We start from the raw sequence: 14,132 nt of genomic DNA, 5'->3' as shown, positions 1-14,132 counted from the left end.
TTTCTGAAAAACGGATCACTGTTGATGTCGCCTGGCATCCAGCTCAGAAGTGAGTCTGAAGCATAACAGCCAGTTTCGGATGTCATTAGCGTGTGTCCGTAACAGTATACGTTTCAGCTTTAACAGCCTCTATGCATTAAAGCACCATTAAACCTAAGTTAAAGAAGCTCCTGTTTTCAGGCAAGCCTTCTTAAGCAAGTTGCCACGTATTCTACCGATGCCAACCCCCAAATCAAGAACATGTTGGCAGTGTTTTTCTGTTTGGCTATAGACTCTGGTTTGGTCTGTACCACCAGTTATTCAGGTCGAGCCAGTAAAGCTGGTCTTGTGGTGGATGATCAAGATAATGCCAGTAGGCCAGGTGAGTCTTTTGAGTATGCCATTTGGGAATGACATAATGACCCCACATCAGCACCCGGTCCATAGCCCTGATAATGGGTGTCAGTTTTTCGTAACTGTCCGCTTTTGTAGCTGCGGCCAGCAAGTGGTCAATGACCGGGTTGGTGATGCCGACAATGTTACCACTGTGTTTTTCCATTACGACTCTGCTGCTCCACATGTGATAAAGCTCGTTGCCCGGGTAAGTGGATTGCCAGAAATACCAGTCCACCAGTTCGAAATCGAAAGCCCTGACTCTTTTTCGGAACAGGCTTTTGTCGAGCGTATTTATATTCAATGTTATGCCAAGGTCAGCAAGACTTTTGCGATAAGAAAGTAATAGACGCTCCTGTTTAGGGTCCTCGGTCAGGAGGCTGAGAGTGAGAGGTCTGCCTGATTCTGTTTCTATCATTCGACCGTTTTCCAGCCGGTATCCTGCTTTTTTAAAGAGCGCCAGAGCTTTTCTGACATTCTCCCTGTTGTTACCGCTTCCGTCTGAAACAGGGACACTGACAGCTTGCTTGAAAAGTTCATCGGGTAACTGCTCCTGAAACGGTTCCAGCAGCTTGAGTTCTTCTTCCGTAGGCAAGCCATTGGCTGCAAGAGGCGAGTTGGAGAAAAAACTCCTGGTACGCTGAAAATCACAATTCATCAGAGTTCTGTTAATCCATTCGAAATCGAAGGCCATGATTAAAGCCTGACGAAGAGCCGGGCTTTTGAACTTATCCCTGCGAAGGTTAAAGGCCAGGGCACTCATGCCAGGTGGATAGAGTATGGCAATGTCTTGTTTCAGCACGCGACCTTCCTTTACCGCCGGGAAACTGAATGACCGATGCCACTTTTGAGTGTCTGTCTCCTGATGAACATCGTAAAGCCCCGCTCTGAAACCTTCGGTTACAGCCTGATGGTCACGATAATAGTCCACCCTGATTTCGTCAAAATTGTATCTCCCCTTCTGGCTCGGAAGATTGACTGCCCAGTAATTCCGGACTCGCTCAAAAGTGATGTTTTGACCTAATCTGACCTGCTTGATCTTCAGGGGGCCACTGGTCACCGGGCTGTCCAGGTGTTTGTCCTGAAAGTTTCTGGTGTGCCAGTAATGATGCGGAAGTACGCACAGATAAGCCAGCAGGGCAAGCTGTTTTCTGCCGGGTTTGTCCAGATAAAAAACGACTCGGTAGGGTGACGTTTTTTCAACTCTGACTACGTCTTTATAAAGGTTCTTCAAAAAGGGTGAGCCTTCCTTTTTGAATAATTCAAAGGTAAATACAACATCTTTTGAAGTGAGAGGGTGGTTGTCGCTGAACTTTGCTGCCGGGTTGATATGAAAGGCGACCCAGCTGAAGTCGTCAGGGTATTCGATGGCTTCGGCCAGAAAGGGATAAAGCGAGTGGGGTTCGTCGGCTGACCGGGTCATTAATGAGCCGTAGGTGTGGTAAACGTAATCGGGAACAGTTCCTTTGCCGTTAAACGGGTTCAGGGTATCGAATGATCCTGTCCTGGCCAGTCTCAGGACACCACCTTTAGGTGCATTGGGGTTTGTGTAAGCAAAATGAGTAAAGCTGTCCGGATATTTGTGGGTACCGATCAGGGTAAAGGACTTTTGAATATGTACCTGACATTGGGCCGACAGAGAGCTTGTCAGGCAGAGACTGAAGAGAAGGCTTTTTATTATTCTGATTCTGGAGCCATAAATCTTGTATAAATGGTTGCTGGAAACAACTCTGCTCACAATATCTTCAGCCTTTTTTGTGTCGAGGTGGATTCACGGGGTAAGAACGTTTGGGAGAACTATAGCTCAGCTGCTCTGCACTTTCCTCAGGCCTATGACTGACCCGGCTGCAGTGGTGGAAGGTTAAGCTGGATGTTGGCTTCAAGCGCTCTGAGCAGTCCACTGGCAAGGTGTCGAGACCAGAACTGAGCTAATCCATGCAGCGACTTCTCAGAAGCGGGTACGGGGATCTCCAGCCCTTCAACAGGAAGGCTGCCCTGGGCATAGATTGCGTGAGCCGGACCCTGGATAAAATGTCCCTGAAGGGTATCGTTCAAGAGCTCTCCGTCCAGATAAGCATGAGTGATCAGAGCTTCGGGTCTCAGGTCAGGTTCTTCGTTTTGAACTTGCCAGTAGATGGCTGAGTTCAGGGCAAGACTGTTAAATACCACTGCCTTGAATCGAGTTTTAAACGAAACATATTGGGCGATTGCGCCACCCAGAGAAGAACCCGTCAGCTCAAACTCATGGTCAGGGTAGTGCTCATAAAGATCGACAGTGAGCTCCAGGGCTCTTCTCAGCATGGGGACTTCCAGTGGAAAATAACCGCTGCCAGTGATGAAGCGGTATAAGCTGGAGGTGATCTGAGCCAGATAGCCATATCCGTAGCCACCCTGTGTCCAGACTGCGTTAGTCAGAGAGTTAAGGCTGTCAAATTCTGTCCCGGTGAAAGCTATGAGAATCTTCTTTTGTGAGGTGTGGAGTAGAACTCTGGCTTTCAGCCCGGAATCCTTGTGGTCATGGATTCGGTTTGTTTCGCGTCGGGTGTCAAATACTCCCTGTGTCAGCCATTTTTCAGGGACATCTGTCTTGACTGCGTTGCGATACTGAATGTAAGTCAGGCGATCTTCAAGAGCCTCTTTGGTACCCGCTTTGTCACTGCTAACTTTGTAGCGATAAGACAGGTAACTGGCAAATGCATAGGGATAGAGTGCTTTCAGGCGCTGCCTGAACTCAGCCATCCTGGCCACTTCTTCATCCATAAACTGAACATTGTCGCGATACCAGCGCTTAACGTTTTCTCTTTCGGCACGAGAATGGATGTAACGTCGAATGGGGTCGGATTCCGGGATCTTGTTGAAATTGAGCTTTTCAGGATCAAAAGGCCCAACGTAAGGAATGCTGTCTGCCGGGCGAGGATATTTCAGGTTGAGAACAGACAAAGGGGCGTCTGTTTTGAGAAATCCTGCCTGATAATCCTCAGGACTGTCGCCCACAGCGAATGCGTTATGGCTTAATCCAGGCGTTGGCAATACGCTGACCAGAAGAATAAGCAGCATAAAACGAGGGTGCAGTGATGCCAATTTTCCTGTCATAGTTACGATTCCTCCCTGAAAACTCTGCCGCTTATAAAGTATTAGACAGAGCAAGAGTGCTTTAGTTCAGGGAGGCGACTGGTTGATTGGGGGTAAGGCAAAACGTTTTTTATTTTTAATAGTTATATAAAATTAAGTTTAAATTCTTTTTATTAAAAAGAGGTCTGCTTTTTTCCGGTCATTACTCTTTTTTTATATGACAGCCACCGGGGATCTCAATAGTGAGGTCGCTTTTGGCATGGCAGCAACAGGGCAGGATTTTTCCATCGGGGACAAAAGCGACGGGCTCAGCAAAGTATTCCACTTCACCAGCCACCAGTCCAACCTGACAACTACCACAGAATCCCTCACGACATTGGTATTCAATATCCACCTTCTGTGATTCAAGCGCTTCCAGCAAGTTGAGATCACTTCTGGAAATAAAGCTGAAGCCATCCAGTATCTTGACGATGTTGGCCATGAGGGTCTCCCGGTGAAAGGTGGCCAGTCTTCCGGCCACCTTATTATCTCTCTTACAGTGAGAAGTTGCTGAAGTCATCGGTCTGGACTTCGTTATCAATCTGGCCCACCAGGTAAGAGCTGACTTCCACTTCCTGAGGTGCTACCTGAACAGCGTCGCTATTGAGCCAGCTATTCATCCAGGGCAGGGGGTTCTGACGGGATGGGAAAGCGGGTTCAAAGCCCAGGGCTACCATTCTCTGATTTGTGATGTATTCCACGTACTGACTGAGAATGTCTTTGTTCAGACCAATCATTGAGCCATTTTGGAACAGGTATTCAGCCCATTCTTTTTCCTGTTCAGCAGCAGCAATAAAGATTTGTCTGGCTTCTGCCTGAAGCTCAATAGCAATCTCAGCCATTTCCGGATCGTCTTTACCTTCGGCCATGATTTGCAGGATGTGCTGGGTGCCGGTCAGGTGCAGGGCTTCGTCACGGGCGATCAGTTTGATGATTTTTGCATTGCCTTCCATAGTGGAGCGCTCAGCAAAAGCAAAGCTGCAGGCAAAGCTGACGTAGAAACGAATGGCTTCGAGAACGTTGACTGATACCAGGGTCAGGTAAAGTTTTCGCTTCAGATCCCTGACGGAAACCAGTACTTCCTTACCTTTGATCTGGTGAGTGCCTTCACCCAGCATGTTGAGCTGGCAGATTCCTTCGATCAGGTCATCGTAGTAACGGGTGATGTCTGCTGCCCTTTTGACAATGGCCTCGTTATTCACAATATCATCAAAAACCACGGAAGGTTCGGTGATGATGTTACGAATAATATGGGTGTAAGAGCGAGAGTGAATCGTCTCACTAAAGGCCCAGGTCTCAATCCAGGTTTCCAGCTCAGGCAGGGAAACAATGGGCAGCAGGGCGACATTGGGTGAGCGACCTTGTACAGAGTCCAGCAGGGTCTGATATTTAAGGTTGCTCAGGAAGATGTGTTTTTCATGTTCTGGCAGATGAGCGAAGTCACTGCGGTCGGTTGATAAGTCCACCTCTTCCGGGCGCCAGAAGAATGAAAGCTGTTTTTCGATCAGCTTTTCAAAGATCGGGTGTTTCTGGACATCATAACGGGAGACGTTAACACCCCGTCCAAAAAACATAGGTTCCTGAGTGGCATTGAACTTTTCTTGGTTGAAAGTCGAGTAGCTCATGTTCTCTCTGCTTCTGGGCCAGGAAGGGCCGGCCTCGTCCAGTTGCTGTTAACTCTGTTATAAGTGGGACACTGTTTCAGTGTCCCGGTTCCGACTTTCGTCAAATTTTACAAGCGCCGCCTGCACAGCCGTCATCTGTTTCTTCCTGGCCGTCCGACGCACCATCACGGGTGTTGTGATAGTAAAGGGTCTTCACACCCAGCTTATAGGCTGTCAGAAGGTCTTTAAGAAGGAGTTTCATAGGTACCTTGCCACCTTCGAAACGAGCAGGATCGTAGTTGGTGTTGGCCGAAATGGTCTGGTCAACAAACTTCTGCATGATCGCAACCAGCTGCAGGTAACCGTCGTTACTGTTGATATCCCATAGCAGTTCATAGCTGTTACGCAGCTCTTCGAAGTCTGGTACCACCTGCTTCAGGATACCGTCCTTACTGGCCTTGACGCTGACATAGCCACGTGGCGGTTCAATGCCATTGGTGGCGTTACTGATCTGAGATGAAGTCTCGGAAGGCATCAGGGCAGTCAGTGTTGAGTTACGCAGACCGTGATTCTTGATCTCGCTGCGCAGAGCTTCCCAATCCAGGTGAAGTTCTTCGCTGCAGACTTCGTCCAGGTCCTTCTTGTAGGTATCTACAGGCAGGATGCCCTGAGAGTATGTAGTCTCATGGAACTTGGTACAGGTGCCTTTCTCTTTTGCCAGCTGGTTAGAAGCTTTCAGCAAATAGTACTGAATAGCTTCAAAGGTTTTATGAGTCAGACCGTTGGCTGAGCCATCAGAATAACGAACACCGTTTTTAGCCAGGTAGTTGGCAAAGTTGATCACGCCAATTCCCAGAGGGCGGCGTGCCATGGTGGCATTGTAAGCCGCTGGCAGAGGATAATCCTGATAGTCCAGCAGGTTATCCAGCGCACGAACCAGAAGGTTACTCATCTCTTCCAGTTCGTCCAGGCTATCAAGCTTACCCAGATTGAAAGCAGCCAGGGTGCACAGTGCGATTTCACCTTCCTCATCCATTACGTGCTCGAGAGGTTTGGTAGGCAGTGCAATTTCCAGGCAGAGGTTGCTCTGGCGAACCGGAGCTACTGTCGGGTCGAATGGGCTGTGAGTGTTGCAGTGGTCAACATTCTGCAGGTAAATACGACCGGTACTGGCACGCTCGGATGCAAACAGGGAGAAAAGCTCTACTGCTTTCAGAGTCTTTTTGCGGATGTCAGGATCCTGTTCGTACCTGACGTAGAGCGCTTCGAACTTTTCCTGATCCTCAAAAAAAGCATCGTACAATCCCGGAACATCAATCGGAGAAAACAGAGAGATGTTGCCACCTGTGATCAGGCGCTGATACATCAGGCGGTTGAACTGAACGCCGTAATCCAGATGACGAACACGATTTTCTTCAACACCCCGGTTATTCTTCAGAACCAGCAGATTCTCAACTTCATAGTGCCAGATCGGGTAGAAAAGAGTCGCTGCGCCGCCACGAACCCCCCCCTGTGAGCAGGACTTAACGGCTGTCTGGAAGTGCTTGTAAAAAGGAATACAGCCTGTATGGAAAGCTTCACCGTTACGGATCGGGCTGCCAATGGCACGAATACCGCCGGCATTGATGCCAATGCCTGCACGTTGGGAAACATACTTAACGATGGCGCTGGATGTCGCATTGATAGAATCCAGCGAGTCACCGCACTCAATCAATACACAGGAACTGAACTGGCGGGTAGGTGTGCGAACACCGGCCATAATTGGTGTTGGCAGAGAAAGCTTGAATGTAGAGACAGCCTTGTAGAAACGCTCAATGTAATCCAGTCGGGTCTCTTCAGGGTAGCTGGCAAACAGGCAGGCACCGATCAGCATGTAAAGCATCTGGGGGCTTTCATAGTATTCACCAGTGACCCGGTTCTGAACCAGATATTTGCCTTCCAGCTGTTTAACGGCAGCGTAGCTGAAGTCCATGTCACGCCTGTGATCGATAAAGCCATTCATGGCATTGAAGTCAGCTTCACTGTAATCATGAAGAAGATGAGCGTCGTACTTCTTCATTTCTGCCAGTTTGACAACGTGGTCGTAGAGTCCAGGTGGCTCGAACTGGCCGTAGGCTTTTTTGCGCAGATGGAAGATGGCCAGACGAGCTGCCAGATACTGGTAGTCAGGAGCCTGTTCGGAGATCAGGTCAGCGGCTGACTTGATCAGTGTTTCGTGGATATCTGTGGTCTGTATGCCATCGTAGAACTGGATTTGTGATTTAAGTTCAACTTCGGAAACGGAAACGTTGTTCAGTCCTTCAGCAGCCCAGGTGATAACCTTGTGGATCTTCTCCAGATCAAGCTGCTCCTTGTCTCCATCGCGCTTGGTGACCAGGATATCTTTGTTCATTAAAAGTCCTTACCAGTAAAAAAATAAAACTCAAGATATTGTATTTTTATGTTTCGGCTACTACTGAATGCCAGCCCCTGTCTTGGGTGCAGGAGTTGTGTCGCAGAGGGTTGAGCCGAGAAAAATCTGCAGGTCACTGATCCCGCAGTAAAAACGTCTCGAAGAGGTGTGTTCAGGAGTCAGATGCTGTCCTGAGTGACCTGTCAGCTTTTCTTCCCTGATACCGCAGCGCCTGCGCCACAAATCCCTTTCGTTAGCGACTTCACAGATTCTGTCTTTCAGTTCGGCACACTATCTAATATGTAATGAGCACGCACCAGCCATTTCATTTAACTATCTGGTTAACTGCCCGACTAAACAACACAATATGTTGTGTGGCGACCTTTTATATACACAAGATAATGCGCTATTAGCAGAAGTTCAAGTTGGAAATTTAGTGGAAAAATTGTGTATAACTTGTGAGTTTTTTGCAGTGTTAGTGCTTGCAAACGGCCTGACTGCTTTTGCTGACACGGCTTTCAGTATTCTACAGATCTGCCGACACAGGCCAGACTCTATATATAATAAAAAGTCATAAATAAGTATAAATCAATAAGAAATAGGTAGTATTCGAAAAGACGCACCAAAACGGTGTAACCCACAACATCGAGTGTTTTACAAATGCCAGGTTTACCGTGAAAATCCCCGGAACCAAGTCGAAGAATACCATCCCTGCTCCGTTGCAGGGCGCGATTTGCTCCGTTTAGCTTATTAACTCTGGGACTTCTTGCCTGACCACCGGTAACCAGGCGTCTCTGGATAAGCGAGGGTACCGATGATCACTCCCAAGTCAGTTCAGGCTCAATGGCAAGCACTGAAAATCTGCGGCCACACCCCAGGCTCTGCCAGTCATGAGCGTTCAGGGATTATTCCCTATCCGCTCATTTTTCAATAGGACTGTTATTGAGCATATCTGATAGCTGATAGTAAGTGAACACATGCCACCCCTGGTTTTCAGCGCCGGAAGGCACGAACAATCCTGTTGCTGGATCCTTCAGGTAATACTCATTGAAATTCTCAAGCCTTGACACTTTGTCATGTATCTTCTGCGCCAGAGAGAGGTAGCGCGCATCATCGGTGGTATTGTACATATCCATAAGGGCAATGCCGCAGCGCAGTATTTTATCGGGCCATAATGTGTAGCCATTATTTGCTCTCATTAAGTGCTCATTCGGACCGCTGTTGCCCATAGGGATAAATAACTGACCATCATTGTTGTAGAATTCCTCAAACAGATCGGCGACATCCGGATAATTTTCCTGAGGTACCGCACCGGAAATGATGGCCCAGGCCAGACCGAAAGGGTCTGTGATGCTGCCATCTTTGAATTTTTGTGCGTCCGGTAGCGCTTCTCTTTGAGCAATCATATCTTTAATGATCAAGCCTGGTTGCGTGGGGTTGCTGGCCTTATGCTTGCTGCGCACAAACCAGCGGGGGCTAAATTGTTGGTTGGCATCAAAGAGTAAATGGGTTCTCAGATTATTTTGTAGCTGCTGACTTAAACTGAAAAGCATTGTTTCAACACTGGTCACTGAATCTGTCAGCGACTTAAGCAACGGTGGCAGATATGGGCTAGCCCTGATCAATTCCTGCTTGAACGCAGCATTATCAAGATAGTTCGAAGCACTCTGGAGACTTTTCAGGCCATCAAGAAGAATTGACGCATTGGTCAGCAGACAGCTGTCGGCGAGGAAGTCATTAAAAATATCAAGGTAGTCAGCCCCGACAGGCAGCCCCTGCTCATCCATAACATTGGTGTAAACGTAGATAAGTGCTCTTGCAATCATGGGTGTTAACTGATGACCCTTGGCTTGTGCCTCCGACGGGTCGTCAGTCGCCAGCGTTTTGAGGTATTTGCCACAGAGCGCGAGTATATTGATTTCCGGGTCAGTGGTGCCTGGTGTCAACCTGTCCAAATTTTCGTTTATATAGTTAGCCAACAGGAAACTGGGTTTTGGAAACTTGAATTGCAGTGCGGTCGGCGTTGTTTTTTTCAAGTTTTCAATATGCTGATATACCGCTGTGACTTGCGCTTTCAGTTTTTCGGGAGCTGTTATCTTGACATAAGTAATTGCCCTTTCGACATCCAGAGTAAATAATTCGGGTAATTGCACCCCGAATAACAAGTGGGGGTGTTGATCAAAGAATTCCTGTACTTGGGTGAGATATTTTCGCCTGATAACCCGTTCAATGATAAAGTGAATGGGATTGTTTACCAGAACGATTGGGAGTGCTCCCAGATTATTGTGCTGGAAACCCGGAAAGCTTGTGTTACTGTCGGGTTCCAGTTTGTTTACCTGACGGTTGGCAAATGCAAGCAGGATGTTACCAACGACCTCCAGAGCCTCTGGCTGTAAGAGCACCCGATCAACAGCCATCATGTTGTTATCACGGGCCCATGTAGTACCTTGATAGTGAGTTGATTTTTCGTCTTCGGCAATACTGGCAGTAAGTTGTTGGTCTATGCCAAGTGATACCAGTTCCTGACTTTTTACCATTTTGGCTGAATGAGCAAGGGGATGGGTCTGTGCTTTCCATAAATAAAGTACTCTCTGGCTCGAAATAGTAGTGCAGACCGGATTTTCATCGATATTAACGAGTGTCCCATTACCACCTGCAACTAGTGACAGTGCCGTCAAAAATAAAATCAATGCCATCGATCTGGCTATGTTACTCATTTTTAAGTCCTCTTAAACTTATTCTGCTTTTTAGCATTTTCTGATGTTTGCAAACCTCAGCAAGACTAGCTGCAAAACAGCAGAGGTGCTTCACTTGTCTGCTACGATAATTTCGCTCCAGGTAATCATTGCAACCATTAGGCCTGTGTCTTCCTCTGTATACTATTTACGAGGGTAATGACTGGAGGTTTTGACACAATTCCTCGTGATCTTTTCTGAACGAGCCGAATGAAAACCACGGCAGGATTTCCATGATGTGAGTGACCGAAAAAAAACGCATGTTAGAGGCTCATGACTGACCCAGTCGGTCATCAGCGTTCAGGGCAGGAAAATGACCTTTTGGGGAATTTTCAGGTCACCTAGGGACTCTAAAGCAATGCTGTAGTAGTATCCGTCAGCTGAGCCTGGCAATTAGCTTCGGGCTTGTAGTCTTCATTTTTATAATCTTTGGAAGTTTGGCTGTGGAGAATTCAGAAACAGGTCGAATCCTGATAGTTGAGGACGATGAGCGGTTGGCCACACTCACCAGGGACTATCTCGAGAACAATGGACTCTCGGTCTCTATAGAAGGTGATGGTGGTAAAGCGGTTAATCGTATTCTTGAAGAGCGTCCCGATCTGGTGGTGTTGGATTTGATGCTGCCAGGAGAAGATGGTGTTTCCATCTGTCGCCGTGTTCGCGGACATTACGCTGGACAAATTTTGATGCTGACCGCACGGACCGATGACCTGGATGAAGTTCTGGGGCTGGAAATGGGTGCAGACGATTATGTTGCCAAACCGGTACGTCCGAGAGTGCTGTTGGCGAGAATCCGGGCTTTGCTGCGCCGAAATCAGGTCCCCATGGAAGAACAGGAAGAGCAAGGCAGCAGCCGCCTGACGTTTGGTCCATTGGTTGTGGATAACTCTATGCGAGAAGCCTGGCTGAAGGATGTGAGTGTAGAGTTAACCAGTGCCGAGTTTGATCTGTTGTGGTTGCTTTGCTCCAATGCGGGTCGGGTTTTGAGCCGGGAAGAAATTTTCTCTCAACTGCGTGGTATAGAGTACGACGGGCAGGATCGCTCCATTGATGTTCGGGTGTCCCGTATTCGACCCAAGATTGGCGATGATCCCATGCATCCCCGTTTGATCAAAACCGTTCGCAGTAAAGGTTACCTCTTCGTTAAAAGTGAATAAGTGCTCTGAGCTATTTAAGTAGAGAAGCCTGTGAGTAGTATTTTCTTACGTATATACGGAGGGCTCCTGTTTACGCTGGTGCTCGTCGCTGTTCTGTCAGGTATTTCCGTCACGCTGATCAATGGGATGAGACAGGCTGACTATCGAGAAGATATGGTCAGGGGCACCTTTCGTCTGATCGCAGAGACGGTTGAAACCTTGCCTGAAGCTGAACGTAACTCCTGGCTGGAAGACTGGGGAGAGCGTCTTGCTATTCCCTTCGAGCTGGTGAGTCTGGAAGAGTCAGGGCTTGATCAGGAACAGTTCAAATCTTTGAAGCCTGGTGGCATCTGGGTTCGCATGTTGGATCAGAACAGAGCTCTGGTTCTGACACCTCTGGAGGGAGATATCCTTCTGGAAGGTGTGGTGTCGTCTATATCAGAACAAACAGCCAGTGGTACTCTCAGTCTTCTGAAAGCTAAATTGATGCGTTTTCCTGTCGCAAGCAGAGCAGACAAACTGAAAGAGTTGTCTGTCAATAGTTTCAGTTACCCTGTTCATCTGGTGGAACCTTCCCAGACTCGATTGCTCCCTGTGCAGCAGGAGCAGCTTCGTGAAGGCAGCGTGATGATGCTGCTGGATGATGAGGCACAGACGGTATCTATCTACACAAGCCTGCCGGATGAAACCCGACTGCTCAGAATGGGGCCATTAGGGTTGCTGAACCCTTATCCTTTCAAGCTGATGCTGACCATTGGTTTGTTCGTGTTGACTTCCCTGAGTTTGGCCATTTACATCCTGGTTCGGGGAATGGAGAAACGTCTGCGCAAGCTTGAGAGAGCAGCGACACGTTTCAGTCATGGCGACTTTGATGTCCGGGTCTCTCTGTATGGTGCCGACTCCATTGGTCGTCTGGCTCAGGCATTTAATGCCATGGCAGGTCATATCCAGAGACTGTTGAGCCTGCAAAAAGAAATGATCAGAGGCGTCTCACACGAGTTAAGGACACCTGTCGCCCGACTCAGGTTTGGTCTGGACCTGGTGGCCGATGCCAGAACGCCTGAAGAAAGAGATCATCAGTTAGAAGGTATGGATAAGGATATTCAGGAACTGGATAACCTGGTGGATGAGATTCTGACCTATGCCAATCTTGAACAGGGTGCGCCCGAGGTGCGTTTCAAGCGGCATGATGTCGATAAGGTCATTGGTCAGGTCGTTGGTGAGCACAAGCGTCTTCAGGATCGTGTGGCGATTGAGCATGTTCCCTGCAATATACTGGATCCACGCCGTTTTGCAGACATTGATCGTCGCTACATGCACCGGGCCATCCAGAATCTGGTGGGTAATGCCTGTCGCTACGCAGACAGTAAACTGGAGGTCAGGTTTTCCGCAACACAGGACACCTGTCGAGTTGATGTGGATGATGATGGTCCCGGTATTCCAGAGGATCAATGGGATCGGGTCTTTTCAGCGTTTTCAAGATTGGATGACAGTCGTACCAGAAAATCAGGTGGCTACGGCCTTGGACTTTCTATTGTGAGGCGAATTATGTACTGGCATAACGGTCGGGCAATGGTCAGTCACAGCCCTCTGGGTGGTGCCCGGTTCAGTCTGGTTTTGCCTCGTAAACAAAGACGCTAACCGCCTGTTTGTTTCCTTCCATCACGGCTTTAAGGTTTTTTCCGATATGGCTGGAAGAATTCCCGATAACGTTTTGAAGCAGGTTTCCCTGGCTGTTTCCAGAAAGTCGGCGATGTAGGGTTGTTCTTTCTGTTCCACCCGGATACCCGCATAGAGTGTTGACCAGAGACCTCCACTGCCCAGCTTTCTCGCTGCTACATGATCTTTTTCAAGATATTCCGCCAAAGCCCAGTTAGGCAGTGCACAAACGCCGCGCTGACTGGCAACCAGCTGCAACATCATCAGGGTCAACTCAACGGTTCTGACCTGGCTGGGTTCTACGTCATCCGGATCCAGAAAGCGATTGAAGATATCAAGCCGGTTGTGATCAATGGGGTAGATAATCAGTGTTTCTGCTTCGAGATCAGCAGGCTCAATCCACTCCTTTTCCAGCAAGTAATGTTGTCTGGAGAGAGCCAGTAACATCTCATAGCGAAACAACGAGATATACGTCAGACCAGGAATATCTATCGGGTCAGAGGTAACCACCAGATCCAGCTCTCCTCTGGATAAAGCGGGTAAGGGGGCAAAGTTGAAGCCGGTGGCAAAGTCCATTTCGACTTCCGGCCATTGCTGGCGATAGGCGTCAATGGTTGGCATCAGCCATTGGTAACAGCTGTGACACTCAATGGCAATGTTGAGGCGTCCGGACTCTCCCCCTGCCAACCTGAACAGGTCTTGCTCAGCGTGCCTTAGCTGGGGAAGAAGTTCATCTGCCAACTGCAGGATACGCAGACCGGCTGATGTAAATCTGGGAGGACGGGTTTTACGGATGAATAACTCCATGCCAATCCGGGCTTCAAGTTCCTTAATCTGGTGAGACAGGGCTGACTGAGTCAGATGCAGGCTTCTGGCTGCTTCAACCAGGCTCCCGGTCTGCTTTAGAGCAAGCAGTGTTTTCAGGTGCCTCAGTTCCAATCCTATGTTGGTTGTCATGATAAGCCATGTTTCGTACGGAGGTTGATTTTCAAAAGATTATCAATTTTCTTCACTTTTATCATTAGTAAAATGAGTTTGATTCAACTTTTTTTGTGAGCCAGACTCATACTCCATGAGCAGCCGGGTGTGATGACAATGACTTCGCAACTACGGCAGTTTTCGC

9 protein-coding genes are annotated in these 14,132 nt (G+C 48.3%); 2 read left to right on the top strand and 7 right to left on the bottom strand.

Going from position 1 to position 14,132, the window contains the following annotated elements; all coding sequences use genetic code 11:
* Positions 1-265 precede the first annotated feature (265 nt).
* The 6 genes from ACOMG9_RS18980 to ACOMG9_RS18955 all read right to left on the bottom strand — a co-directional run bounded on the left by ACOMG9_RS18980 (position 266) and on the right by ACOMG9_RS18955 (position 10,196).
* Complete coding sequence (locus tag ACOMG9_RS18980; protein WP_448218044.1) at positions 266-2,110, bottom strand: extracellular solute-binding protein; 1,845 nt, start codon at positions 2,108-2,110, stop codon at positions 266-268.
* A 92-nt stretch (positions 2,111-2,202) separates the two neighbouring features.
* Positions 2,203-3,465 (bottom strand): alpha/beta hydrolase family protein, encoded by a 1,263-nt coding sequence (locus tag ACOMG9_RS18975; protein ID WP_448218043.1) that lies wholly within the window; start codon positions 3,463-3,465, stop codon positions 2,203-2,205.
* Positions 3,466-3,646: 181 nt separating this feature from the next.
* Positions 3,647-3,925 (bottom strand): class I ribonucleotide reductase maintenance protein YfaE, encoded by a 279-nt coding sequence (yfaE, locus tag ACOMG9_RS18970; protein ID WP_494529248.1) that lies wholly within the window; start codon positions 3,923-3,925, stop codon positions 3,647-3,649.
* Positions 3,926-3,977: 52 nt separating this feature from the next.
* Positions 3,978-5,108, bottom strand: a complete 1,131-nt coding sequence (gene nrdB, locus ACOMG9_RS18965; protein ID WP_422135015.1) for a class Ia ribonucleoside-diphosphate reductase subunit beta — start codon at positions 5,106-5,108, stop codon at positions 3,978-3,980.
* Positions 5,109-5,208: 100 nt separating this feature from the next.
* A complete protein-coding gene (nrdA, locus tag ACOMG9_RS18960) occupies positions 5,209-7,479 on the bottom strand; it encodes a class 1a ribonucleoside-diphosphate reductase subunit alpha (protein WP_448218042.1) in 2,271 nt (756 codons plus the stop codon).
* A gap of 920 nt (positions 7,480-8,399) precedes the next feature.
* The gene (locus tag ACOMG9_RS18955) at positions 8,400-10,196 is read right to left on the bottom strand and encodes a hypothetical protein (protein ID WP_448218041.1); all 1,797 of its coding nucleotides are present in this window, start codon (positions 10,194-10,196) and stop codon (positions 8,400-8,402) included.
* 455 nt (positions 10,197-10,651) lie between these two features.
* Between ACOMG9_RS18955 and ACOMG9_RS18950 the strand changes: the two genes are divergently transcribed.
* Positions 10,652-11,371 carry a winged helix-turn-helix domain-containing protein gene (locus tag ACOMG9_RS18950; protein ID WP_448218040.1) on the top strand — a complete coding sequence of 240 codons (720 nt, stop codon included), beginning with the start codon at positions 10,652-10,654 and terminating at the stop codon, positions 11,369-11,371.
* Between the two features lie 30 nt (positions 11,372-11,401).
* Positions 11,402-12,991 (top strand): ATP-binding protein, encoded by a 1,590-nt coding sequence (locus ACOMG9_RS18945; protein ID WP_448218039.1) that lies wholly within the window; start codon positions 11,402-11,404, stop codon positions 12,989-12,991.
* Between the two features lie 21 nt (positions 12,992-13,012).
* Here the strand turns inward: ACOMG9_RS18945 and ACOMG9_RS18940 are convergent, their stop codons facing one another.
* Positions 13,013-13,966: a LysR family transcriptional regulator gene (locus tag ACOMG9_RS18940; RefSeq protein ID WP_448218038.1), complete on the bottom strand. Its 954-nt coding sequence runs from the start codon at positions 13,964-13,966 to the stop codon at positions 13,013-13,015.
* Between the last annotated feature and the right edge of the window lie 166 nt (positions 13,967-14,132).

It is taken from the genome of Endozoicomonas sp. PH6C, from assembly GCF_059322965.1.
Note: the sequence above shows the minus strand (reverse complement) of the source record. Positions and strands in the feature narration are given on the sequence as shown.